A 23,535-nucleotide genomic window follows, 5' to 3' on the forward strand; every position below is an offset into this window, starting at 1 on the left:
CCATCAATTCCTAAAGAACTGATCGATGAGTTCGTCAAGGGTCCAATGAGTGCCGAGGCGATCCAGTCGGCGTCGATGGCCTTCAAGAAGGCGTTAATCGAACGGGCGCTGGGCGCTGAACTGGGCCATCACCTTGGATATCCGGTGGGCGCTGAACGGCCTGAGGAGCTCACCAATCACCGTAACGGCAAGAGCGCCAAGACGGTACTGACCGACGACGGTCCGCTGCGTCTAGAGATCCCGCGGGATCGCGACGGCAGCTTTGCACCCATCCTCATTCCCAAGCACGAGCGCCGCTTTACCGGCTTTGACGACAAGATCATCGCCATGTACGCCCGAGGCATGACGGTGCGCGAAATCCAGGGCTTTCTGATTGACCAGTACGGCACCGACGTATCGCCGGAGTTCATCAGCTCGGTCACCGATGCCGTCATGGACGAGATCGCCGTCTGGCAGTCCCGACCGCTCGAGCCGATGTATCCCGTCGTGTTCTTCGATGCCCTGCGCGTAAAAATCCGAGACGAAGGCGTGGTGCGCAACAAGGCCATCTACCTGGCTTTGGGCATGCTGCCGGATGGCACACGCGACATACTGGGGCTGTGGATCGAGAACACGGAAGGTGCCAAGTTCTGGATGAAGGTGTTTGCCGACCTGCAGACGCGAGGCGTACAGGACATCCTGATCGCAGTCACCGATGGCTTGAAAGGCATGCCCGAGGCACTCGCCGCAGTGTTTCCGGCCACTACGCTGCAGACGTGCATCGTGCATTTAATTCGCAACAGTCTGGACTTTGCGAGCTGGAAGGACCGGCGAGAGCTAGCATCAGCGCTCAAGCCAATTTATTCGGCGGCAAGCGCCGACGCGGCACAGGCTGAACTTAATGCGTTCGAACAAGGCGCCTGGGGTCAGAAATTTCCAACCGTCGTGGCGGCATGGCGACGCGCCTGGGACCGGGTGATTCCGTTCTTCGCGTTTCCGCCAGCAGTGCGCAAGGTGATTTACACGACTAACGCCATTGAGAGTATTAACGCGCGGTTACGCAAGATTGTGAAGACTCGCGGTCACTTCCCCAGCGACGAAGCCGCGACCAAGCTGATCTGGCTGGCTCTGCAAAACATCACCGCAAACTGGGGCCACGCGGCTCATGACTGGAAAGCGGCGATGAATCAATTTGCTATTCTCTATGAAGATCGATTCACCCGGCCGAGTTCATAAGGTTTGAGTCTGGTCCGCTGCGAAGCGGGCCTTTAACGCCTTGCACACAAAAACACTGACAGTTCCAAAAAGAAATGACGTGCCGCCACGCACAGTGGCTAATAGTGATAAAGAAATCAGCCAAGATATAACCTGCGAAGACCTAAAAAGCAGCAACCCGGCATTGAACCAGAACCGCTAACGCCAAACCCGTGCAACCCGACATTGAACCAAACCATTAACCCTCGAACCACCCCATCCACCCCAAGTGCAAACGAAAACCAATTTCCTGATAGCCACAAAACCAAATCCAGAGAAAAATCATACGTAAAGCTAAAACTTCCAACAACTCCGCTAGCCTACTTAACCTCCGACACCTGCACTAACGCATCAATCGCAAGCGCATAACCCTTGACACCCAGACCCACGATAATCCCACGCGCTGCCGGCGAAATATACGAATGGTGACGAAACGATTCCCGCGCGTGGACATTAGAGATATGCAACTCGATCAGCGTGACGCTCGCGCCCTTAATGGCATCATGCAACGCGATCGACGTGTGTGTAAAAGCGCCCGGGTTCATCACGACGCCCAGCATGTTGCCCGCCGCTATCTCGCGACCCGCTTCATGAATCCAGTCGATCAGCACACCTTCGTGATTCGACTGCCGGCACTCCACCTCCACGCCGAGCCGATCACCGGCCTCCATGCAAAGCGCCTCGATCGTAGCAAGCGTGTCGGACCCATACTGCGCGGGTTCACGCTGGCCCAGCAGGTTCAGGTTAGGTCCGTTGAGAACGAGCACCTTCTTCATGACACCACCTCATCAATATTTGATCTGCGAAACCGCGCGCAGTTGCTCAGGCGTGGCCGTGCCGAAACCAAAAAATTCAAGGTAGGCCGGTATCATTTCGAAGAGCATGTCGGTACCGACCTGCACCGCACAGCCCTTCTCTTTGGCAGCACGCAGCAACGGTGTGTATTCGGACTTCATGACGACCTCGCCAACGAACGTGCCGGACGAAATGCGGTCGATATCGAATGGCAACGGGTCGCCCTCGTTCATACCGAGCGGCGTTGCATTGACGACCACGTCGTAACCCGCAGGATCTTTGGACCCTGTCGTGACCACAAGCTGCGAATAGTGCTTGCGCAAGCGGTCGGCGAGGGCTTCGACTGCCGGGGTGTTGGTATCGAAGAGAGCAAGGTCCGCCACGCCCGCCGCCGCCAGCGATGCCGCGATAGCCGAGCCCACGCCGCCGCTGCCAAGTACAAACGCACGCGCGCCCTTCAACGGCCGGCCCTTTCGTTCGACGCCTCGCGTGAACCCCGCACCATCGAACTGATCGCCGAGCAGCGTGCCGTCAGGGCGTCGAAGAATGGCGTTGCACGCGCCGGCGATGCGAGCCGTCGGTGTCAGTTCATCGACGAGCCTCGCCGTCGTGACCTTATGCGGCATGGTCACCAGCGCGCCGCGAATGTTGGTCAGCCGGAACAACGACGGCAGCACGTCTATGTAGTCTTCCGGCTTCACGCCCATCGGCATCACCACTGCGTCAATGCCGTTCTGCTCGAACCAGGGGTTATAGATCATGGGCGCCTTGAATCCCTCCGTCGGATAACCGAGGTGAGCAATCAGGGTGGTTTTTCCGCTAATCATGGTTGCATGCCTTAATAAGTTCGCCGCTCAGTCGGTCAAATCAATCGGCTAAATCAACGCGGCGTACATCGCCGACAATAAACACATAGGACAGCGCACCAATCAGCGCGGCTGCTCCGACGTAAGCCAACGCATAGAAGAACGAGCCGGTCTTCGCCACGATCACGCCGATCACAAGCGGCGTGACAATACCCGCAAGGTTCGCGCAGAAGTTGAAGATGCCGCCGGTCAGGCCCATCAGGTTCTTCGGCGCGATGTCCGAGATCAGCGTCCAGCCAAGTCCGACCATGCCTTGCCCGAAGAACGCGATAGAAAGGATGGTGATGACCATCGCGTCGCTGTTGACGAAGTTCGCCGAAATGATGGTCGATGCCCCCAGCAAACCGACGATAATCGGCAGCTTGCGGGCAATGTTGGCCGAGCCGGTTCGCTTGAGCAGAAGGTCGGACACCCAGCCGCCGAACATCACGCCGACCGCTGCCGCAAGGAACGGCATGACGGCGAAGAAACCCACTTTGAGCCAGCCCATGTGGCGCTCGGTCGCAAGGTAAGTCGGGAACCAGGTCAGGAAAAAGACCAGCGTGGTATTGCCCGCGAACTGGCCGAGGCAAGCACCTGCGATCTGGCGGCGCTTGAGCAACCGGCCGACGTTACTCCATGAGAACGCCAGCGTTTGCCGTCCGCCGGGCGGCTCGAGTCCGCCGCCAGCGGCAATGTAGTCGAGCTCGGCTTGATTGACGGATTTCGAATCGCGCGGCTCGCGGTAAAAGATCCACCACACGATCCCGAACGTAATTCCGAGAACGCCGACTGCAATGAACAATGCACGCCAGCCGAAGTTGCCCATGATCCAGAACAGCGCCGGTGCGAAACACGCAAGTCCGAGGTATTCCCCCACCGTATAGATCCCGGTCGCGCGAGCCCGCTCGTGCTGCGGAAACCACGTGGCGACCACGCGGCTGTTGACAGGGAAACACGGCGCCTCGCTAACGCCCAGGCCAAAACGAAACAGCAGCAATGACTTGAGGCCAACGGCGAATCCCTGGAACAACGTAAAGAGCGACCAGAACGATAATGCAAGGAAGTACGTGACCTTGCTGCCGAAGCGATCGAGGAAGACGCCGCCGGGTATCTGTGCAAGCGCGTAGGTCCATGAAAACGCGGAGAAGACAATCCCCATCACGGCCGCGTCGATACCGAGTTCCTTGGTCATCGTCGGCGCGGCAATACCGAGGACCGTACGGTCAAGGTAGTTGATCATGGTGCCCAAGGCGAGCAGCGCGAGGATCACGAAGCGCGTACGCGAGCGTGTGCGGACCGCGGCGCCGGCGTGCACCGCCGGGGATTTATGAACGTCTTGCATGAGGCGCCTCCTGACTCAAAGTAGAGATATACCCACCCTGCGAGTGTGTTTCGCGAGCGATGTTATTGGTGTGGTGATCCTGGCGGCGATCCTGGAGCATAAGCCTGCACAACATTGAAGCTCGCCGCGGTCGCCGGGTATTCACCAAGATAAGAGCGGCGCCGTGCGTAGCAAGCCTCGTATCAGAAGCGGTGAATGATACCCACCCCTGCCGCAAACTGGCTTGGCGACGAGGAAGGCGCGGACTGGAATCCATCGCCCAATGTCGCCGTTGCATTGATGATGCTGGATGCACCCGGCGTTCCCAGTGTCTTGCCCTTCGCGCGCTGGTACGCCTGCAATGCATACAAGCCGGTTCGTTTTGACAGCGAGTAATACTCGGACAAATTGAACTGGTGGTATTGGGCGACGCTGTCTATGCCGTTCGATTTCGTCGCGCGCGTGTAGCTGTATCCGGTCGCCAGATCGACCGCTGCCGCCGCGTGCCAGTGAAGCACGGCGCCGGCCGTGTTGAAGATCGCGGTATCGCGGAACAGCGAGTGAATACCGGGAATGTACTGCACATTCGAATAGACAGCGGACACGTCCCACGCGCTGTTGAACGTATAGCCGGTACCAACGGCGATCCGCTGTTGCGCCTGCGCCGTCTGGTACCCATTCGTCACCGCTGATACACCCGACTGCCCGCCAGAATTCGTGGTTGAGTCCGTTCCGAATGCGCCGCCGCCCGGCGTCGAGTTGTTGATGCGCGTGATGGCCGCTGCAATCCCGAACGGACCGTTGGCGTACTGGACCGCGCCACTCCAGGTTGAACCCTGGTTCACGCTGCCCGGCACACCCGCGAATGAATACGAGCCGCTGAACGTGAAGCCGTAGAGTTTCGGAGACGTATAGACCAGCGAGTTATTCGCGCGGTAGAGGGTGTCCAGTTCATCGAGATCGCCGGGATGAGCGCCGTAGAATCCGGTCAACCAGTTGGTCGGGCTATACGCCGAGAGCAGCGTGTAATAGGACGTGTACTGGCGTCCGGCCGTGAACGTGCCGTACGTAGGATTCGTTACTCCAACCCATGATTGCCGGCCGAATTCGGCGTTGGCGTACTGCTGCCCACCGGTCGCACTATTAAAACCCGACTCGAGCTGGAAGATCGCCTTGGTGCCGCCGCCGAGGTCCTCTGCCCCCTTCAGGCCAAAGCGGCTTCCCGCCCATACGCCCGACGACACCTTGATGTTGGAACGTCCGCCCTTGGTTGAACCCAGCGTGGTCTGGCTGCTTTGGTAAGTCATCGAGTTATCGACAATACCGTACAGCGTCACGCTGGTTTGTGCATGCGCCGTCGTGGCCATTGCTACTGTGATGACAACCGCGGCTCCCGCTTGTCTGGATTGCTTCATCTATGTCTCCTCCGATTCAATTGGTTGGGGTAGTGCTGCAAGTATTTTTAATCAGCTTTCCTAACCTATATCGCTAAGTGCCGATGGCAGTCGGAAGGTTCTGGTACTAAAGGAATTTTGATGTCGCCTGAATGTGCCGCTGTTTCGTTGTTAAATCAGCACGTCCTCAGAATAGAGTGATGTGCAAACGCGGGCAATGTTTTGGGCTTGAAAGAAATCGATTATCGAACGCAAACGTCCGATAATCGCACACTAATGGGGTTTGCACTGAGCCTGGAAATCGCTCGCGCACAGAGTGGGCAGTGCCTCGCCGGCCGGACGGCGATCAAGCGGTTTAGTCAGACGCCTGAGTTGTTGTATCGGCGGAGATGTCGCTCACAAGAGCGAATACTCAAGCCTCCCGCGCCTTGCCGAGAGCAATCAAATTCCCTTCCCCGAATCCGTGATCGCCACGCCTCTCCACGATTTCGAAAAACATATCGCCGCGATCGCGTTGGATAAACGTCTGCAGGAAGAGCCGCGTGGTCCCGTCCGCGGCAATGGTCCCATCCACAAGGATGCCCCTCGAACGAAGCGCTTCGACGTCCAGTCCATGCCCGGGTAGACGTTCATCGAGTTGCTCGTAGTACCGTGCCGGCGGTTGCACGAAACGAATGCCTCGCGACCGCAGGATATCCACCGATGCGAAAATATCCTTCGCGACCAGCGCTATATGCTGGACGCCCTCGCCCGTGTGATCGGGCAGATAGTCCTGCATCAGGCTCGTGCGGTACGTCCCTTCCTCATACACAGGAATGCTCAACGTCTGGCAAGGTGACACGATCACAGGCAGATCCTGCGCCACCTTCCAGTCCGGATGTACTGCATGGATTTCCTTGAAATGAAGGACCTGCAGATAAAACTCGAGCCAGTCCGCCAGCCGCCCCGCTCCCACCGTCTGCGTGAAATGGTCGACCTTGCTCAACCCCGCATCGTTGGAATGGAGCGCCGTGCGCGTCTCCTGTGGGTCGAGCCAGGCGAAATCAATATCGTAGATGGACCGGGCCTTGTCGCTTGGCGCCTGCCGGCCTTCCCAATGGTCCACGAAGTAAATATGTGAATCGCCAATACCCTGGATCGCGGGTATCAACAATTCGTTCGGGCCGGTACGCTCGCCCTCGAAATCCCACGCCCCGGATTCAACGGCACGTTCGTGCGAAGTCTCCGCGTCGAACACCCTCAGCCCGATCGCGCAAATACCCACCCCATGATTTACCGCGAAGCGTGCCGCAAACGAATCGTCGTCGGCGTTGATAAGGAAATTCATGCTGCCCTGACGAAACAGGGTGACGTCCTTGCTCACATGGCGCGCCACTTGCGTAAAGCCAAGCTGCTCGAAGAGCGTCCGCAACCGCGCCGGGTCCGGGCTCGAAAATTCCACGAATTCAAGCCCGGCGACGCCCAGCGGATTGTCGCTGTCCTGCAGGGTTTGCGCCGAGGCAGCGCCAGGCAGGGAAGCATCGTTGGTCATCGGAAATCACCTCTGAGAAAGTCCGGTCCGTCTCTGTCTGTGCATTCGCGCGTCAGTCGTTGCACCTTGTCCTGCCGCGCTGACGTCGACACAGATTATCGTCTCCGGTAGCAAGGCGTCAAACTGTCGAGCACTACTCATGCCGGCAAACCACGGGCTCGGTCACGTCTTCCAGTCATCGCTCTTGATGGCGTCGCTGGGCATGGGCCGCGAGGCGAACCGGCGCGTTCACCGCGCCATAACCGTCGTAACCGCCCTTGCGTTGCACGACCTCCAGGAAAAACCGGTCCGCGAACTGCTCCGTGTAAACCTGGAAAAACTCGGCGCCCGCGTTGTCGCGGTCATACAGGATGCCGCCTTCACGCATATGTGCGATCTGGGCCGGATCGAAATCGTAGCGCGCCTCGAGATCGTCGTAATAGTTGCGCGGAATGTGCAGAAGCGGCACACCCCGCTCGCGCAGTCCCGCGACGGCAGCGAAAATGTCGTCGGTCGCGAATGCAACGTGATTCAGCCCGGAACCGCGATAGGTCGACAGTGACTCCACAACGGCCGTATGCCGGTCCGCCGACGCGTTGAGCACGATCCGCACGGAACCGTCGCGGCTGCGCACTGCGCGGCTTCTCACGAGCCCGTAGGGGTCTGGCAACAGGACAGACGGCTCGGCATCGAAACCAAACGTCGCCTTGAAGAAAAGCACCCACGTATCCAACGTGTCGGCGGGCAGGTTCAGGCACACGTGGTCAATACGGCGAAGGGCATCGGCCCGATCCTGCTTGCCGGTATCGGTCAGGTTGAAGTCGGTTTCGTAGAGCGTGGGCTCGCCCGGCGCCTCATCGACGAAGTACTGCAAGCTGTTGTCGGGCGCCTGCACGCTCGGCACCACGCGCTCGTTGGGACCCACCTTGCCCGAAAAAGGCGCGTAGCCAAAAGCGGCCGCGCGCTCGAAGGCTTGCGCGGCGTTATCAACCCGATACGCCGACGCGCACACCGACAAGCCATGCGCCTGGTGAAACGCGCTCGCAAAGGAATCGGATTCGCCGTTCAGGAGAATGCACGCGTCGCCCTGGGCGTAAAGCGTGACATCCTTTGAACGATGCCGGCCAGCCGCGCGAAATCCCAAGCGCTCGAGCCATTGCGCAAGCGTTGGACCGCCGGCTGGATCGACAGCGAATTCGAGGAACTGGAACCCCGTATGTGTAGGCGCGGCTGGCGGATGGAACGAGGTCTCTTCAGACGCAGGTTGTAAAGCGCCCGCACATTGCTCTTCCAAAAACAGCAGCGAACGATAACCATCGACCGCCGTCGCAGCGTTCGGCGCCGCGCGAAAACCGTCATTGAAAATTTCCAATGACAGCGGCCCCGCGTATCCCGACGCCAGCACCTGACGCGTAAAGCCAGCCACGTCGAGATCGCCTTGCCCCGGGAAACACCGGTAATGCCGGCTCCATTCAAGCACACTCATTGCCATCTTCGGTGCGTCCGCGATCTGTACGAACGCGATCCGGTCTGCTGGAATTCGAGCGATCTCATCGACTGAATCGCCGATAGAAAGCGTATGAAAACTGTCAAGAATCAAACCGAGGTTCGGATGATCGAGCGTGTCGACCAGCTGCCACGCATGTTTATAGGAGTTGACGTGGCGCCCCCAGGCAAGCGCTTCGTAACCCGCCATCACGCCTTCCGAGCGCGCGAGATCGGCGAACTGGCCGAGCTGATCCGCGATCAATGAGTCATCGCCGATTGTGTCCGCCGATGCGTTGCTGCACACCAGCACGCGATCCGTGCCGAGTTCATGCATCAGTTCGAACTTGCGCCGTGCGCGTTCAAGATTGCGTACCAGTCGTTCCGGCGATACCCCCTCGAAGTCGCGGAAGGGCTGGAACAGCATGATCTGGAGGCCGAGGTCGGCGCAGATGCGCCTGACGTCCGCGGGGGAGCCATCGAAATACAGCAAGTCGTTTTCAAAAATCTCGACGCCGTCGAACCCGGCGCGGCTGATGGCCTTGAGCTTCTCGACCAGCGTGCCGCTGATTGAAACGGTGGCAATTGAACGTCGCATCGTGAGTTCTCTTTCAACGGGCAGGCCATCGCCGAGATGCGAGGCATCGCCGTATTCCTGTAGCTATACCGGTTACCGGCGGGAGGCTAAAGCGCCGGTAAATGCAGCAGTTCCCGGGCCTGCGCCGCAGTTGCAACCGGACGGCCGTAGTCGCTGCACAGTGAGGCCACACGGCTCACCAGTTGCGCGTTGCTCGTAGCAAGCGTGTCCTTGTCCCAGCGAATGTTGTCTTCGAGACCGGTACGGCAATGACCACCCAGTTCAAGCGTCCAGTGGTTCACCTCAAGCTGGTGCCGGCCGATGCCCGCGGCGGTCCAGGTTGCATCGGGCAGCTCGGCGCGCAAGCGCTCGACTTCGAACGAGAGGATTTCGCGCTTGGCGGGTAATGCGTTCTTCACACCCATCACGAACTGGACATGAACGGGAGACGCCAGCAGCCCCTGCGCCACCAAATCCACAGTGCTATAGAGCATCGCCAGATCGAAGATTTCTATTTCAGGCTTGACCCCGTGATCCAGCATCGATTTCGCAAGCGAGCGTACGAAGTCAGGCGGGTTCTCGTAGACCGTGGTTGGAAAGTTGACCGAGCCCGTCGCGAGGGAAGCCATGTCCGGCGCCAAGTCGAGCATCGCGCCGCGCTGCTCGAAAGAACGTCCGCGTCCACCTGTTGAGAACTGGATGATGATGTCCGGGCAATGCTGCCGGATACCGTCCTGAAGCGCCTCGAAACGCGAGCGATCCGAGCTTGAATTCTCCTGCTCGTCGCGCACATGCAGATGCACGAGCGATGCGCCCGCTTCGTATGCCGCATGCGTGCTCTCGACCTGCTCGCTGATCGAAATAGGCACTGCCGGATTGTCCTTCTTGCGCGGCACGGAGCCCGTGATTGCAACCGAGATGATGCAAGGATCAGTCATGATTTTATTTCCATTAATGAGGGATGCGCGTCCATACGGAGAACTCAGCGCTTTATGCTCATGTTCGCTTCACGTCCGCTTCATGTCCGCTTCATGTCCGCTTCATGTCCGCTTCATGCCGCCGGCAACCAGCACGGAAATCAGGCAGCCAATAGCCAGGTACGCCGCAACCGGATGCCACGAACCGCCCGCGAAGCTCACCAGCGCCACGGCGATGAACGGCGTGAAGCCACCGCCGACCACGCTCGCCACCTGATAACCCACGCCTGCGCCGCTGTATCGATACTCGGTGCCGAACAGTTCGGTGAACATCGGCTGCTGGACGCTCACCACCATGTCGTGCGCGATGTTCGCCAGCATCACCGAGAAGATCACGATCCAGACGGTCGAGCGGGCATCGAGTGCGAGGAAGAACGGAATGGCGCTGAGCATGCCGACGATCGCGCCGATCATGTAGATACGGCGGCGTCCAAAACGGTCGGCGAGAATCGCGAAACACGGAATGGTCAGGATGCTGACCGCGCCCACCAGCAAGCCGATGTTCAGGAAGAACTGGCGCGGCATGCCGAGGTTGGTCGTTGAGTAGCTGAGCGCAAATGCGGTGACGATGTACATCGTGAAGAGCTCGGCAAGTCGCAGCGCGATGATCAGCAAGAATGCTTTCGGATGCTGGCGCAACGCTTCAAAGATCGGCAGCCGCCCGGCGCGCTGCCCCTTCTCGATGACCTTCTTAACGAACTCTTGCGACTCTTCCATGCTCGATCGCACCCACAGTCCGATCAGGACCAGTACGACACTGAACACGAATGGAACGCGCCAGCCCCAGGTCTTGAAGGTGGCGTCGTCCATGGTCTGGCTGAGGATGGAGACAATGCCGGTTGCGAGCACCAGTCCCACACCGTAACCGACCTGCACGCCGCTGCTGTAGAACGCCTTCTTTTTGCCGGGCGCGCTTTCGACTGCCATCAGCGCCGCGCCGCCCCACTCGCCGCCGACCGCGAAGCCCTGGATCGCACGCAACGCAATGAGCAAGACCGGCGCCCACCAGCCGATGGTCGCGAACGTGGGCAGCAAGCCGATCATCGCAGTCGAGAGACCCATCATCATCACGGTCAGCACAAGCATGCGCTTGCGGCCCAACCGGTCGCCGTAGTGGCCGAACACGAAGCCACCCAGCGGACGAAACAAGAAGCCAACGCCGAAGGTCCCGAACGCTGCGAGCGTGCCCATTGCAGGGCTGACCTTCGGAAAGAACTCGGTGTTGAAAACGATCGCGGCAATGATGCCGTAGAGCAGGAAGTCATACCAGTCGACCACTGCACCGACAAAACTGCCAAGCGCCGCCTTGCGCGCCCGGCCCTTTTCCCGGTCGACGGCTGCAACGTCTGAAGGCTGGATAGCGATAGTCATTACGTTGTCTCTATGTGTATTGATATGGGTTGCAGGACGTGTCCGGCAGGTGAAAGCGCACGGCGCGCCGCAGTGAATGGAGCATAGGGCGGGGGCATCATCCAATCAATGCTTGCCGCGAAAATGAAAACGATTATCGAACGTGAATGTGCGATTAGCGATCGTTTTCGGGGTTAGCACTAAGCGGGGATACCGGTGATTTGCGGGTGAACCGGGGAGTCTGAACTGCGCCGCAGCGCGTCCGGCGTGATCAGGTCCAGCAGATATCCATCGTCCGAACGAACGGACTTGGCAAGCTCCGGATAACCGAAAAACTCGAGATAAAGCGGCGTTTGCTGGATGAGCATATTGAAGCCGGGTTCTGCAATCAGTCCCCGTGAGCGCGCTGCGCGCAACAACGGCGTGGGCTGGTTTTTCATCAGGATGTCGCATACGACCGCGTCCGCGCGAATTGCGTCGACATCCACGGGAAGCGGATCGCTATCCTTCAAACCGAGTGGGGACGCATTGATGACCACGTCGTAATCATGCGGATCATTGGTCGGAACATCGCTAGCCTCGATATGGAAATCGCGCCTCAACATGGCGGCCAGATGCTGCGCTTTACCGTGGTCAGGATCGAAGAGCGTGAGCTTGGCCACACCGGCTGCGGCGAGCGCAGTCGCCACCGCCGACGCCGCGCCGCCAGCGCCCAGCATCAGTACCCGGCGGCCCGCGTAGGCCAGTCCTGCGCGGTCCATCAAGCCGATAAAACCAACGCCATCGAACAGGTCCCCTTCGAGTTCGCCGTCCGGATTGCGCCGGATCGCATTGACCGCATTCGCGGCCAGCGCAGCGCGGGAGCATCGGTCCACCGTCGCCGCCGCTGCCACCTTGTGCGGGATGGAGAGCGACACGCCGCCGACTGTCGGTGAAGCGAGAAGGCAACGCAGCGTTGCCGCAAGATGGCCTGCGGTGACACGCAGCGGCACCATCACGGCGTCGACTTCATGCCTCGAAAACACTGCGTTAAAGACCTCGGGCGCACGCACTTGATCGACGGGATCGGCGATGCAATAAAAAATCCGGGTCGTGCCGGTGATTCTCATGATGAGCCCCTTCGTTCCTTAAGCTAGTGGAACAAAGGATAAGGATTGCTCGTGTTTACACGAAGCAATGTTTCGAGAATCTGCGCGATAATCGCTCACACGTCACCACTGATCGCACGGAATGAGGGTTAATGCTTATGACTAAGCGACCGCCACTAGACAAGCGCGACTGGATCGCCGGACTTGAGAAAGGTTTGGCGGTACTCGAAGCATTCGACAGCGAGCACGCCCGCATGACCCCGACACAAGCAGGCGCCCGTACCGGCATGACCCGGACCGCGGCGCGCCGGCATTTGCTCACGCTGGAGAGTCTTGGTTATGTTGAAAGCGACGGCAAATTGTTCGGCCTGACGCCGCGCGTATTACGTGTTGGCTGGTCGTATTTCGATTCCGCGCGCTTGCCAAAACTGGTGCAGCCTTACTTGCAGCAACTGAGCGCCACGCTTAACGAGTCGGTTTATATCAGCGTGCTCGATGAATGGGAGCTGGTCTTTATTGCGCGCAACGGGACCTCGCGGGTCATGACCACGGGGTTCGTCCTGGGTGCCCGCGTGCCTGCGCCGCTGACGTCACCAGGGGTCGTTCTCCTTGCGTACAAGCCCGACGAAGAAGCCGTTCACGAGTGGTTGAACACGACCGTGCTGACGCCGTTTACGCCTCATACGCTGACGAATACCGTGCGTCTTGCTGAGAAAATCCGGCAGGCCCGGGCCGATGGATTCGCCGTCATCGAACAGCAATTGCAGGTAGGTGTGCGAGGTATTGCGGTGCCCATGAAGGACCGGCATGGTGAGGTTGTGGCGGCGCTAAGCACAAACATGCCGATGGGCAGGGAGACCACGGAGGCGGCAATTAACCGGGTAGTACATCACTTGCAAGAGACCGCATTGGCAATGCTGAATGTGCTTTAGGGCCGCGGCTTTTTGCAACCGGAGTTCTTCGCTCGCGTCGTCCCCAGTACCATCGAAAGCCCGACGCAGCCCGCAAATAGAGCCGACACAATCGCAATGCTCACCTGATAAGCATGCGCATAGTCCGCAGCCGATGTCCCCGCGGACAGAACCGAAAAGAAAGCCCCGCTGATGGCAGTCGCGCCGAACGCCGACCCGATCTGCAACATGGACGTGACCATACTCGATGCAAGTCCCGCCTGCGTCGGGCCAACTTCCCCGATCACAATCCGCACGACCGACGGCAGCACAATGCCATGCCCCATGCCGGCGAGCAGCAGTCCCGCATAAAACAGCGGGCCCGGTTCAACCCCTAGGAACAGCGCCCCCCCGGACGCCGCAAATCCCGCAGCGAGCAATGCAAAGCCAATGACAAGGATCCGGTTGCCGACCCGTCGCACAAGCAACGGCGACAACAACGGTCCGAGAATTGAACCGGCCCCAAACGGGAAAATGGCGAAGCCCGCCGCAAGCGGCGAAAAATGCAAACCATTCTGCAGATAGATACCGTAAGTCAGGAAAAAAACGCTGTCGCAATAGAAACAAAAGGCCAGTATCAAGCCAATTGCAAAAACAGGATTCCTGAAGAGTTCAAGGTCGACAAGAGGATCGCCGCCTTTCAGTTTCAATCGATATTCCAGCAACAGGAACATAGCTAAAACCGGCACACTCGCCGCTAGTGCAATGAGCGTCCATGCCGGCCATCCTGCCTCGCGGCCCTGTGTCAGCGGATAGATCACCAGCCCCATGAACAGGGACAAAAGCACCAGGCCCATTACGTCGATACCCGCGCTTCTTTCCGGACGATTCTCCGGCACGAAACGCCATGCGCCGATCAAAGCCAGCACTCCGACCGGCAAGTTGATCAGGAAGATCGATTGCCAACCGAGGCCGAATGGACGCATCGTGATCAGCGCGCCGCCGCCGATCTGCCCGACGACCGACGCAAAGCCATAGATGAATCCATACAGGCTCATGACTTTCGTCTGCTGCTCCTTGGGGAACACTGTCCTGATGGTGGCAAGGATCTGCGGCACCATCACCGATGCGGACGCGCCCTGAAGCAATCGCCCAATCACCAGGACCCTGCCGTCCGGCGCCCCGGCGCACAACGCCGACGACACCACGAAGCCCGCCATGCCGAGCATGAATATCCGCTTGCGTCCGAACATGTCGCCAAGCCGTCCACCCGTCACCAGGAAGACGGCGAAAGCAGCCGTGTACACGGACACGATCAGTTGCAACTCCGCCGAACTCGCATGCAAGCCTGAGCGAATGGCCGGCAGTGCGAGATTCACGATGAAGTAATCGAGCGGTGACAGGAACGCGCCCGTGAGCAATACGAGCAATGCCAAGGCGCCGGTCCGGGTCGATGCCGAATGCATGCCGACAGACGCGTTCTGCACAATTTGATCTGAGTTCATGACTGTATAGTCAATAAATAGGCAAAAAAATCAGCCCAAGGCACGCATGGCGACATCGACGGCCGAGGTCAGCCGCTCCTCGTCATGCACGATCTTCCCGAGAACTCGCAGGCCCTGTGTCATGCACAGCAGAAAGTCACCCACTGCTTTCTCATTCAGCCCCGGATTGAAGACCCCTTCCGCTTGTCCGCGAATAACGGCTGCAGCGAGCAAGGTTGATATTCGCCGCATGATCGACTCTATCCGCAACGCTACCTCGGGATCGCTGGGGATCATCTCTAATGCAGTATTCGTGATGAAACAGCCCGGTATGCCAGTCAAGGCCGACACCACCCGTGTATGGTGAAGCAACGCTTCACGCAAAGCCTCGTGAGGCGGAAGACCCGAATTCAGCCGCTCGGACAACCTGGCTATAGCACCCTCGGCGTAGTAATCCAGCGCCGCCAATAGCATGCCCCGTTTGTCGCCGAAAGCGCCGTAAAGACTACCGCGCAGAAGACCCGTTGCCTCGGTAAGATCGTCCAGCGAGGTCGAGTGATAACCGCGCTCCCAGAACACAAGGCCGGCGGCCTCGGATACGGAGGCCACGTCAAACTCACGCGGTCTGCCACGCTGCATGGCCGAAGCCGATTTTTTCGGACTGGAATAGGAACTCATGTCCAGAGTTTATGACTACGCAGTCAACAAATCAAGCACGGTTTTCCTGAGTTGCTCAAGGCGGTCAGCACGGAGCCACGAGGTTTTGATAACCTCTGCCGGTCCTTGACGCCTGATATTGTTTTCGTCACGCATGGCCTTCGCCACCACCTGCTCCTTGAACCACGCAACCATGAATCTCCGACACCTGCAGGCCTTTGTCGTCCTCGCGGAAGAACTCAACTTCAGCCGCGCGGCGGAGCGGCTGCACGTCGCGCAACCCGCGCTGAGTCAGCAGATCCGCGCACTCGAAGCACGCATGGGCACACAGTTGGTCGACCGCGGCAGCCGGCCGCTAAGGCTCACGGAGGCGGGCAGCTATTTGTGTATTGAGGCGCGCCAGATTCTTGCTTCCTTCGATCAGGCCGCGATTGGTACCCGGGAGATCGGCTTGGGCATGCGAGGCTGGCTGGGTATCGGCTTCACTCGTTCGGCCATGTACAGCGTGTTGCCGCCTGCGCTGAAGTCGTTTCATCGGGATTACCCCAAGGTCGAGTTGAAGCTCTTCGAAATGCTCACTGAAGAGCAAGCCGATGCACTGCATGAGACGCGCATTCATATCGGCATCGGGCGGCAGGTTCCTCCCATAGCGGGATGCACTACGTTGCCCCTGCTGCGCGAACGCGTGATGGTCGTGCTTCCGCCGGACCACCCGCTTGCGGTCGAAAAGAAAGTACGGATCACGCAGCTTGCCGACACGCCTCTCGTGCTTTACCCAAAGCACTCGAATGCACAGTTCTCACATTTTGTTGAATCGCTTTATCGCAATGCCGGCATTACGCCGCATATCGCGCATCGGGCTTACGAGATCCAGACGGCTATTGCACTGGTTGCAGCGGGGTTGGGCGTGACGTTCGTGGGTGAATCGGTCGCGCGGCATGGACGCTCCGACGTAGTGTATCGGCGCCTGAGCGGTCCGCTGGCGTCGCAGACCACGACGCTTGCGGCAAGCTTTCGCAGCGATGACAGCTCGCCCCATCTGCGCGCCTTTCTTACCAGTTTGTCGCCAACAGGGAAAGACTTGCCGCCAAATTCGCCTGAACTATAAGAAAATTATTATAAAAGGATAAAAACACAGTCTTGGACGTCCGGCACGGCGGTTCGTACCATGACATATCGAATCAATGGGGTCACAGGGCGCGCCGATGCCGATTTCGACCTTGTTCATGACATGTGCAAATCAAGTGCAAGTGGCATGCATCGCGCGAGATCGCCGGACACCGGAATAATGATTTTCGGATAACGCCCGTTTGCCACCGGTTTTCAACCGGCCGCGCGTCGTTGCCTCCTTGCTTATAGGTTCTTGTCGCGCTTTGATTGGCACCCGTCGAGGCTGTTAGCAATGCTTAGCAATCGTCGAACCGCGCAGAGGCACCTCAAACGGCCTTCAGACGCTGTACCGGCGGTATTGGCTGCGTCGTAAGCGCGCCCGAAGACTCGCGGCAGGGCTCCTGAATTTGGCCGAGGCGCCTCGTAGTCACAAGCAAACCACAACGACGTCCGACCCTACAGGCGCTCTACAGCAGGAGACATTTGATGATCGATCCGATCGAAAGCACGACCATGCGCCGCGTCTACGGCCGCCTCATGCCGTTGCTCTTCGCCATGATGTTCTTCAACTATCTCGACCGGATAAACATCGGCTTTGCCGCGCTCGACATGAACAAGCAGCTCGGCTTCAGCCCAGCCGTGTTCGGCTTTGCCGGCAGCATTTTTTTCTTCGGCTACATGCTCCTTGAAGTGCCCAGCAACCTGCTGCTCCATCGCGTTGGCGCGCGGCGCTGGATTGCCCGCATCCTGCTGACGTGGGGCGCGGTTGCCGCTGCAACCGCTTTCGTGTTCAACGAGTACAGCTTCTACGTGTTGCGTTTCCTCCTGGGCGTGATGGAGGCCGGGTTTCTTCCCGGCGTAGCCGTGTATCTGACGAAGTGGTTTCCACAGCGTTATCGCGCGCGGGCGGTCGGGGGTTACATCATCGCGGGCTCGTTCTCCGCCGTGCTCGGTGGCCCGATATCGACGGCGCTCATGACCTACGCGAATGGGCCGCTAGGCCTGCAGGGATGGCAGTGGATGTTCATCATGGAAGGGGTTCCGGCCATGCTCCTTGGGCTCCTGACGTTGCGCCTGATGACCGAGCGCCCGGCCGACGCCGATTGGCTGACCGACGCGCAAAAGCAGTGGCTCGAGTCCACGCTCGCGAAAGAACGCGAGGCCTTGGGCGCCGACAAACATTTTCCGATGCTGCGCGTAGCCAGCGACATCCGCGTATGGAGCCTCGCGTGCTTGTTCGGCTGTGCGCTCGTGGGTGTGTACGGCTTGTTCCTGTGGCTGCCGCAGATCGTCAAGAGCCTCGGTAACCTGAGCAACCTGGAGGTGGGTTTCCTGTCCGCCGCCCCGCCGCTGCTCGGTGTCCTCGGCACGCTGGTGATCAGCCGCAGTTCCGACCGGACCGGCGACCGGAAGAAGCATCTCGCGTTCGTGTACGGAATGAGCGCGCTCGCTATTGCAGGCAGCGCCTATGCGCCGAATCCGGTGATCGCCTATGTGCTCCTGTGCGTGACCGGGCTGTTCATCTATGCCGGCAACCCGCTGTTCTGGAGCCTCGCCTCTTCGTTCAGGACCGGCGCTGCCGGCGCCGCGACCATCGCGCTCATCAATACCGTCGCTCAGTTTGGCGGACTCGTCGGCCCCTGGAGCATTGGACTCGTACGCGCCGCCACGGGAAACTTCAAGTTCGCGCTACTGACTATTGCGGCTTTCCTGGTGGTGGCAACCATCATCGCGCTGGTCATGCGGGTCGCGCCTCCGGAAGAAGAGATTGACGCACTGCCGAGCGGTGAATCCCGTGCCGGCCACCTTCACTGAAATTCGCCTTAAATTTCGATCTGGAACCTCGCAATGATCATCGACTGCCATGGTCACTACACGACCTCCCCGCGCGAACATGAAGCCTGGCGCGCCGCCCAGATAGCCGCGCTCAAAGACGGTACTTCTCCCCCGCCACGTCCTGTCATTACGGACGAGCAGATCCGCGAGAGCATTGAATCAGGGCAATTGCGCATCCAGCGAGAGCGCGGCACGGATCTCACGATTTTTTCTCCACGGGCTGCGGGCATGGGTCATCACCTGGCCGGCGCCGACGCCAATGCGCACTGGTCGCAGGAAAGCAACGACCTGATTTATCGTGTCTGCCAGATGTTTCCGCGCAACTTCGTGGGAGTCTGCCAGTTGCCGCAAGCGCCCGGAGTAGCGCCTGAAAACTGCATTCCCGAGTTGCGACGCTGTGTCGAGCAACTTGGTTTCATTGGCTGCAATCTCAATCCGGATCCATCGGGCGGTTACTGGACCGGGCCGCCGCTGACGGACCGCTCGTGGTATCCGCTCTACGAAACAATGGTCGAACTGGGCGTGCCGGCCATGATCCACGTGTCGTCGTCCTGCAACCCCAACTTCCATGCGACCGGCGCGCATTACATCAACGGCGATACCTCGGCGTTCATGCAATTGCTCACGGCGGACTTGTTCGCCGACTTCCCCGACTTGCGGTTCATCATTCCCCATGGCGGCGGCGCCGTTCCTTATCACTGGGGACGATATCGCGGGCTCGCCCAGGACATGAAACGGCCGCTGCTCAAGGACTATTTGCTCAAGAACGTGTTCTTCGATACCTGCGTGTACCACCAGCCCGGCACCGACCTGCTGGCAAAGGTGATCCCGGTCGAGAACATCCTGTTTGCATCGGAGACGATCGGTGCGGTCCAGGGCATTGACCCCGAGACAGGTCACTACTACGACGATACCCGTCGTTATATAGACGCTATCCCCTGGCTCACGCCGGCCGATCGCCAGCGGATCTATGAAGGTAACGCGCGTGCCGTGTACGGGCGTTTATCAGACCAGCTTGATAAGCAATTTAATCATCAGCTTTCCTAAAGGAGATGAACTTGACGAATCCACCCGGATGGCGCCGTCATGCGTCAGCACCACAAGTCAGCCCGGACACATTGGAAGCACTGCGCGGTCTCGCCGTCTCCCTGCTCAGTGACAACATGGCGCGTGTCAGCGGCACGATCGGGCTCATTCCGTATCATCGTCCCAAGCCCATGGCAGGGACAGCGGTGACCGTGCGCACCCGTCCGGGCGACAACCTCGCCATTCACCGTGCATTCGATTTTTGCCGCCCCGGCGACGTGCTCGTGATCGACGGCGGCGGTGATATTACGCAAGCGCTGATGGGCGAAATCATGGCGACCTACGCTGAAAGCCTCGGCGTGCAGGGGTTGGTCATCGACGGCGCAATCCGCGACGTGGGCGCCATTCGCCAGCACGACTTCCCGGTCTATGCGCGTGCGGCTACGCATCGCGGCCCTTATAAGAATGGCCCCGGCGAAGTCAACGTGCCGGTTACCGTCGGCGGCATGGTGGTGCAGCCGGGTGACATTATCGTAGGCGATGAAGACGGTGTCCTGGCGATAGCGCCAGCGGACGTGGCGGCGGTCATCGAAGGCGCGAGACGGCAGGCGGACAAGGAAGCGGCCGCGTTACGTTCCATTGCCGAGGGCCGCTTTGATCGTGAATGGATCGGTCCGCAAGAGACGAAGATGATGGGTGGCTAAAAGAGCCTTGTTTCATTGCGGCAGCGCCTGCGGCGGGAGAGTCTGGAGAAACTCAGCGACATAGCTTTTCCAGACTTCGGGATGATCGATCGTCTCGTTCCCGTAAGAGCGCTCGCTCTCCGGCATTTCGACAAAACGCCCATGCGGCACGCGCGGTACAAGACGCTGCATGATGCCCAGGTCGGTCGGGTTCATCAGGTCGTCAGAGAAATTGACGGCGAAGAGCGGTGCCTTGATTGCCCCAAGGCCCGCTTCGGGATCGTAGTCCCACGACGACTCGAACCAGTACATCACGTCGTTGGCATCGTATTGGCGACCGCTGTAGACGGCGGCGTCGTAGGACCATCTCGAGGTACCCGGCGTAGGCGATAATGCCTGCATGCGTGCGGGATTCTTCGTGATCAGCGTAAAGACGGGCATGGCGCGCAACCATTGAATCGGCTGGCGCAAATAGTTGCCGTCGTTCCAGTCAGGGTCGCGCCGGATGGCGTCGATAATCATCTGCCGCCAGAACCCGTTGCGTCCGGTGAGCGCCACCGGTTGGCTTGCAATAGGCATGAGGCCGTCCATCATGTCCGGATAGCGTTCGCCCCATAACCACGTCTGCATGCCGCCCATCGAGGTACCGAGCACAAGCCGCACATGGTCAATGCCGAGTCCTTGCGTGACGAGCAGGTACTGCGCGTGGACGACATCGTTGTATCCGTACTCAGGGAACTCCGTGCGCAGCCCGTCGCTGGGTTTGCTCGATCCGCCCCGTCCGAGGCCATCCGGAATGATGATGAAATAACGGCTGGCATCGAGTGGCTGACCGGGCCCGAACAGTTCCTGGCGCATGGCAGCAGTAAGGAAAGCGCGGCCCGTGCCGGTTGTGCCGTGGAGCAGCAAGACAACGTTGGTGAAGTGTCCGTTGCCATCGCAGTGAGGCACGCCGAGGGTGACGTAGTGGAGCTTGACCTGGGGCAGCGAAGAGCCGTCTTCGAAGTGAAAGCCGGTGGCAATGAAGTCGCCGGATTGCTCGTATAACGGTGCCTGTTGCGCGGCGGCAGGGGGAACAAAACACACCAGGGCAAGCGCGAGCAGGAGGGAGCGCATGGTCTCCTCGCTAGTTGAGGTCTAAGCTTTTAGTTTAGGCCGATCCTTGCCGGCTCATCCGTATTTATATATCCCGATGCAACCGGACACAAACACGAACCCTTACGCGCGCCCCGCTCCGTTACGCAGTCGCCGTAACGTCTCCGATGGTAATTCGCCGAACTGCTCGCGATAGTCGTTGGAGAAATGGCCAAAGTGCCAGAAGCCCCAACGGGTCGCCGCGTCGGTGACCGAGCCGGCATGCAGCAGATCCTTGCGGACACGATCAAGCCGGACCGCACGCAGGTACGAGGCCGGATTCGTGCCGAGGATTTCATCGAATGCGTACTGGACCGTGCGCCGGCTGACGCCGAGCCGCAAGCATAGATCAGCGACCGATAGCGGGCAATCCGCCGACGCTTCCACCAGTTCGCGCACGGCGCCAACCAGTTTCCAGTTGCGTGACGGTCCGGTACGCGTGTCGGTATCACTCACATCGAGTAGTAAGTCAGATAGCCCCACGATCACCGAACGCTCAAAAGTCGCGCACGCGGTCGCGTCGGCGAGCGTCGATGGCGTGGACGTGACCGTATCCAGCAGACCCGCCAGCGTGCTCCTGAACGCTTGCAACCGGGCGGGATCGGCATTGAGCACCCCCGGCTGATTGCCGAGCGCTTGCTGGACGTTGTCCATAGCCAGGCGAAGCAGCGGGTCCGACAGTTCCAGCGGTGCTATCTCCAGATTCACGACCACGTGCTTGTCGGGCGATAAAAACTCGAACCCTCCGGGCCCCGAGAAGACATGCAGCCCATCGAGATGACTCACCTGGCCGCACAACAACGCGTGACCTTCGAGCTGGAACGGAATGCCCACAGCGATCCGCGAAACATCCACGCAACCGCGCTGGTACACCGTCCGGTTCATGCGTTCAACCAGAATACGCACCGCGCCCGCATGCACGGAGCTGACCGAGCCGTCGAAAGCGCCCCGCGAGATCTGGCAGTAGGTCTGGTTCCAGCTTTCGAGCAGCCGGGCCTGCTCGTCAATGCTCCGGCAGCAATGGATATCGACGGCCGGACGCACAAGTTGGACCGCTTGCATAAAAACTCCTTGGCGGACGGTACGCGTCAAAAAAGTGTAAACGACCAAAATCCCTGTCGATCATTCTGGCGTTCGCCGAGCGCCACGGCAAGCGCCCTGCGTGCGCGCGCCCATCGCTGAAAACCCTGTCCAGCGGGCCCTCGAACCTCCGCACGACACCGTTTGTAGTTTTTTTCCGATCTATCTCGCCCCTTTGCCAATTTTGGATAGTGCGTAAATTGTGTCGCGCCTAGCCTGAATAAAGGATAAACAACGAGAGGTCAGGAATGGGCAAATCCGAGTCTGTTGGCGGAAAACTCGCGGGCAAGATCGCGATCGTGTCGGGCGGGGCCACCGGTTGCGGCGGTGCGGCCTCCGTGCTGTTCGCCAAGGAGGGAGCGCAGGTCGCCATCGTCGATATCAACGCAGACGCCGGCACGCAGGTCGCGGCACAAATCCGCGAGAACGGCGGCGTGGCGGAGTTCTTCAAGGCGAATGTCGCGAAGACCGATCAGGTAGAAACCGCCGTGGCGCGGATCGCCGAGCGCTTCGGCACGATCGACGTGCTGTTCAATCACGCGGGCAGCATCGTCGTCAAACCCTTCCTCGATACCACCGACGAGGACTATCAGTGGCTCATGGACGTCAACGTCAAGAGCATGTTCACGATGACCCGCGCCGTGCTGCCGCACATGCTTGGGGCGGGCGGCGGCTCGATTGTCTGCACGGCGTCGATCTCGTCGACAGCGGCCACCCCGCTCGAAGTGCTGTATTGCACGACCAAGGGCGCGTGCGCGATGTTCGCGCGGGCGATTGCCGTGGAGTATCGCGAGCGTGGGATTCGTTGCAACGCGGTGTGTCCAGGTTTCATCGATACCCCGCACGGGCAGCGTGAAATCGCCGCGCTCGCGCAATACGGTTTCGATGCAAGCGAAGCAGCGCTGTCGCTTCAGCAAGGCCGTCTTTGTGCGCCCGAGGAAGTGGCCAAGGCGGCGCTTTTTCTCGCCAGTGACGACGCCAGCTTCATCAACGGCGCGCATCTCTACGTCGATAACTGCTTTACCGCCGCTTAAGTTCACAGCTGGTTTGCAGCTCC

21 protein-coding genes are annotated in these 23,535 nt (G+C 59.6%); 7 read left to right on the top strand and 14 right to left on the bottom strand.

Translation table 11 applies throughout. The features are described 5' to 3' along the window. A partial coding sequence (locus ACMX25_RS26270; protein ID WP_414952933.1) for an IS256 family transposase occupies positions 1 to 1,215 on the top strand: 1,215 nt, incomplete at its 5' end. 338 nt (positions 1,216 to 1,553) lie between these two features. Here the strand turns inward: ACMX25_RS26270 and aroQ are convergent. From aroQ to ACMX25_RS26315, 9 genes are all read right to left on the bottom strand, one after another. Further along, the gene (gene aroQ, locus ACMX25_RS26275) at positions 1,554 to 2,009 is read right to left on the bottom strand and encodes a type II 3-dehydroquinate dehydratase (RefSeq protein WP_414952934.1); all 456 of its coding nucleotides are present in this window, start codon (positions 2,007 to 2,009) and stop codon (positions 1,554 to 1,556) included. Between the two features lie 12 nt (positions 2,010 to 2,021). Next, a complete protein-coding gene (locus ACMX25_RS26280; protein ID WP_414952935.1) occupies positions 2,022 to 2,855 on the bottom strand; it encodes a shikimate dehydrogenase family protein in 834 nt (277 codons plus the stop codon). Positions 2,856 to 2,895: 40 nt separating this feature from the next. Beyond that, a complete protein-coding gene (locus ACMX25_RS26285) occupies positions 2,896 to 4,218 on the bottom strand; it encodes an MFS transporter (RefSeq protein WP_414952936.1) in 1,323 nt (440 codons plus the stop codon). Between the two features lie 182 nt (positions 4,219 to 4,400). Then, on the bottom strand, positions 4,401 to 5,612 hold the full coding sequence (locus ACMX25_RS26290) for a porin (protein ID WP_414952937.1): 1,212 nt from the start codon (positions 5,610 to 5,612) through the stop codon (positions 4,401 to 4,403). Between the two features lie 391 nt (positions 5,613 to 6,003). Continuing rightward, complete coding sequence (locus tag ACMX25_RS26295; RefSeq protein WP_414952938.1) at positions 6,004 to 7,122, bottom strand: 4-hydroxyphenylpyruvate dioxygenase family protein; 1,119 nt, start codon at positions 7,120 to 7,122, stop codon at positions 6,004 to 6,006. Positions 7,123 to 7,297: 175 nt separating this feature from the next. Further along, on the bottom strand, positions 7,298 to 9,184 hold the full coding sequence (locus tag ACMX25_RS26300; RefSeq protein ID WP_414952939.1) for a bifunctional sugar phosphate isomerase/epimerase/4-hydroxyphenylpyruvate dioxygenase family protein: 1,887 nt from the start codon (positions 9,182 to 9,184) through the stop codon (positions 7,298 to 7,300). A gap of 86 nt (positions 9,185 to 9,270) precedes the next feature. Continuing rightward, complete coding sequence (locus tag ACMX25_RS26305; protein ID WP_414952940.1) at positions 9,271 to 10,101, bottom strand: 3-oxoadipate:acetyl-CoA acetyltransferase; 831 nt, start codon at positions 10,099 to 10,101, stop codon at positions 9,271 to 9,273. Positions 10,102 to 10,203: 102 nt separating this feature from the next. After that, complete coding sequence (gene shiA / locus ACMX25_RS26310; protein ID WP_414952941.1) at positions 10,204 to 11,511, bottom strand: shikimate transporter; 1,308 nt, start codon at positions 11,509 to 11,511, stop codon at positions 10,204 to 10,206. Positions 11,512 to 11,690: 179 nt separating this feature from the next. Then, complete coding sequence (locus ACMX25_RS26315) at positions 11,691 to 12,599, bottom strand: shikimate dehydrogenase family protein (RefSeq protein WP_414952942.1); 909 nt, start codon at positions 12,597 to 12,599, stop codon at positions 11,691 to 11,693. 137 nt (positions 12,600 to 12,736) lie between these two features. Here ACMX25_RS26315 and ACMX25_RS26320 point away from each other — a divergent pair, with 137 nt between their 5' ends. Continuing rightward, positions 12,737 to 13,510 carry an IclR family transcriptional regulator domain-containing protein gene (locus ACMX25_RS26320; RefSeq protein ID WP_414952943.1) on the top strand — a complete coding sequence of 258 codons (774 nt, stop codon included), beginning with the start codon at positions 12,737 to 12,739 and terminating at the stop codon, positions 13,508 to 13,510. Here the strand turns inward: ACMX25_RS26320 and ACMX25_RS26325 are convergent. From ACMX25_RS26325 to ACMX25_RS26335, 3 genes are read right to left on the bottom strand one after another with little or no spacing between them, the layout of a single operon-like run. After that, entirely contained in the window at positions 13,507 to 14,973 is a 1,467-nt protein-coding gene (locus ACMX25_RS26325) for an MFS transporter (protein WP_414952944.1), read from the bottom strand. The two genes, ACMX25_RS26320 and ACMX25_RS26325, sit on opposite strands and share 4 nt — an antisense overlap. A 30-nt stretch (positions 14,974 to 15,003) precedes the next feature. Next, the gene (locus ACMX25_RS26330) at positions 15,004 to 15,630 is read right to left on the bottom strand and encodes a TetR/AcrR family transcriptional regulator (RefSeq protein ID WP_414952945.1); all 627 of its coding nucleotides are present in this window, start codon (positions 15,628 to 15,630) and stop codon (positions 15,004 to 15,006) included. A 15-nt stretch (positions 15,631 to 15,645) separates the two neighbouring features. Continuing rightward, on the bottom strand, positions 15,646 to 15,804 hold the full coding sequence (locus ACMX25_RS26335) for a hypothetical protein (protein WP_414952946.1): 159 nt from the start codon (positions 15,802 to 15,804) through the stop codon (positions 15,646 to 15,648). Between ACMX25_RS26335 and ACMX25_RS26340 the strand changes: the two genes are divergently transcribed. The 4 genes from ACMX25_RS26340 to ACMX25_RS26355 all read left to right on the top strand — a co-directional run bounded on the left by ACMX25_RS26340 (position 15,803) and on the right by ACMX25_RS26355 (position 20,285). Then, positions 15,803 to 16,717, top strand: coding sequence for a LysR family transcriptional regulator (locus tag ACMX25_RS26340; RefSeq protein WP_414952947.1), 915 nt, complete (start codon positions 15,803 to 15,805; stop codon positions 16,715 to 16,717). The genes ACMX25_RS26335 and ACMX25_RS26340 overlap by 2 nt on opposite strands. A gap of 488 nt (positions 16,718 to 17,205) precedes the next feature. Then, positions 17,206 to 18,534 carry an MFS transporter gene (locus tag ACMX25_RS26345; protein WP_414952948.1) on the top strand — a complete coding sequence of 443 codons (1,329 nt, stop codon included), beginning with the start codon at positions 17,206 to 17,208 and terminating at the stop codon, positions 18,532 to 18,534. Between the two features lie 33 nt (positions 18,535 to 18,567). Next, positions 18,568 to 19,602 carry an amidohydrolase family protein gene (locus ACMX25_RS26350; protein ID WP_414952949.1) on the top strand — a complete coding sequence of 345 codons (1,035 nt, stop codon included), beginning with the start codon at positions 18,568 to 18,570 and terminating at the stop codon, positions 19,600 to 19,602. An 11-nt stretch (positions 19,603 to 19,613) separates the two neighbouring features. Further along, entirely contained in the window at positions 19,614 to 20,285 is a 672-nt protein-coding gene (locus ACMX25_RS26355) for an RraA family protein (protein WP_414952950.1), read from the top strand. A 12-nt stretch (positions 20,286 to 20,297) separates the two neighbouring features. Here the strand turns inward: ACMX25_RS26355 and ACMX25_RS26360 are convergent, their stop codons facing one another. Continuing rightward, positions 20,298 to 21,380 (bottom strand): alpha/beta fold hydrolase, encoded by a 1,083-nt coding sequence (locus ACMX25_RS26360; protein ID WP_414952951.1) that lies wholly within the window; start codon positions 21,378 to 21,380, stop codon positions 20,298 to 20,300. 102 nt (positions 21,381 to 21,482) lie between these two features. Next, entirely contained in the window at positions 21,483 to 22,460 is a 978-nt protein-coding gene (locus ACMX25_RS26365; protein ID WP_414952952.1) for a helix-turn-helix domain-containing protein, read from the bottom strand. Between the two features lie 266 nt (positions 22,461 to 22,726). On the opposite strand from ACMX25_RS26365, the gene ACMX25_RS26370 reads away from it, so the two are divergent. Continuing rightward, complete coding sequence (locus ACMX25_RS26370; RefSeq protein ID WP_414952953.1) at positions 22,727 to 23,512, top strand: SDR family NAD(P)-dependent oxidoreductase; 786 nt, start codon at positions 22,727 to 22,729, stop codon at positions 23,510 to 23,512. Positions 23,513 to 23,535: the final 23 nt, after the last annotated feature.

The organism is Caballeronia eucalypticola, assembly GCF_047608185.1.
GTDB lineage: Bacteria > Pseudomonadota > Gammaproteobacteria > Burkholderiales > Burkholderiaceae > Caballeronia.

What these genes read in the sequence shown, in the direction of transcription:
- aroQ (WP_414952934.1), bottom strand. Translation starts at nt 2,009, where the DNA reads ATGAAGAAGGTGCTCGTTCTCAACGGACCTAACCTGAACCTGCTGGGC.
- ACMX25_RS26280 (WP_414952935.1), bottom strand. Translation starts at nt 2,855, where the DNA reads ATGATTAGCGGAAAAACCACCCTGATTGCTCACCTCGGTTATCCGACG.
- ACMX25_RS26285 (WP_414952936.1), bottom strand. Translation starts at nt 4,218, where the DNA reads ATGCAAGACGTTCATAAATCCCCGGCGGTGCACGCCGGCGCCGCGGTC.
- ACMX25_RS26290 (WP_414952937.1), bottom strand. Translation starts at nt 5,612, where the DNA reads ATGAAGCAATCCAGACAAGCGGGAGCCGCGGTTGTCATCACAGTAGCA.
- ACMX25_RS26295 (WP_414952938.1), bottom strand. Translation starts at nt 7,122, where the DNA reads ATGACCAACGATGCTTCCCTGCCTGGCGCTGCCTCGGCGCAAACCCTG.
- ACMX25_RS26300 (WP_414952939.1), bottom strand. Translation starts at nt 9,184, where the DNA reads ATGCGACGTTCAATTGCCACCGTTTCAATCAGCGGCACGCTGGTCGAG.
- ACMX25_RS26305 (WP_414952940.1), bottom strand. Translation starts at nt 10,101, where the DNA reads ATGACTGATCCTTGCATCATCTCGGTTGCAATCACGGGCTCCGTGCCG.
- shiA (WP_414952941.1), bottom strand. Translation starts at nt 11,511, where the DNA reads ATGACTATCGCTATCCAGCCTTCAGACGTTGCAGCCGTCGACCGGGAA.
- ACMX25_RS26315 (WP_414952942.1), bottom strand. Translation starts at nt 12,599, where the DNA reads ATGAGAATCACCGGCACGACCCGGATTTTTTATTGCATCGCCGATCCC.
- ACMX25_RS26320 (WP_414952943.1), top strand. Translation starts at nt 12,737, where the DNA reads ATGACTAAGCGACCGCCACTAGACAAGCGCGACTGGATCGCCGGACTT.
- ACMX25_RS26325 (WP_414952944.1), bottom strand. Translation starts at nt 14,973, where the DNA reads ATGAACTCAGATCAAATTGTGCAGAACGCGTCTGTCGGCATGCATTCG.
- ACMX25_RS26330 (WP_414952945.1), bottom strand. Translation starts at nt 15,630, where the DNA reads ATGAGTTCCTATTCCAGTCCGAAAAAATCGGCTTCGGCCATGCAGCGT.
- ACMX25_RS26340 (WP_414952947.1), top strand. Translation starts at nt 15,803, where the DNA reads ATGAATCTCCGACACCTGCAGGCCTTTGTCGTCCTCGCGGAAGAACTC.
- ACMX25_RS26335 (WP_414952946.1), bottom strand. Translation starts at nt 15,804, where the DNA reads ATGGTTGCGTGGTTCAAGGAGCAGGTGGTGGCGAAGGCCATGCGTGAC.
- ACMX25_RS26345 (WP_414952948.1), top strand. Translation starts at nt 17,206, where the DNA reads ATGATCGATCCGATCGAAAGCACGACCATGCGCCGCGTCTACGGCCGC.
- ACMX25_RS26350 (WP_414952949.1), top strand. Translation starts at nt 18,568, where the DNA reads ATGATCATCGACTGCCATGGTCACTACACGACCTCCCCGCGCGAACAT.
- ACMX25_RS26360 (WP_414952951.1), bottom strand. Translation starts at nt 21,380, where the DNA reads ATGCGCTCCCTCCTGCTCGCGCTTGCCCTGGTGTGTTTTGTTCCCCCT.
- ACMX25_RS26365 (WP_414952952.1), bottom strand. Translation starts at nt 22,460, where the DNA reads ATGCAAGCGGTCCAACTTGTGCGTCCGGCCGTCGATATCCATTGCTGC.
- ACMX25_RS26370 (WP_414952953.1), top strand. Translation starts at nt 22,727, where the DNA reads ATGGGCAAATCCGAGTCTGTTGGCGGAAAACTCGCGGGCAAGATCGCG.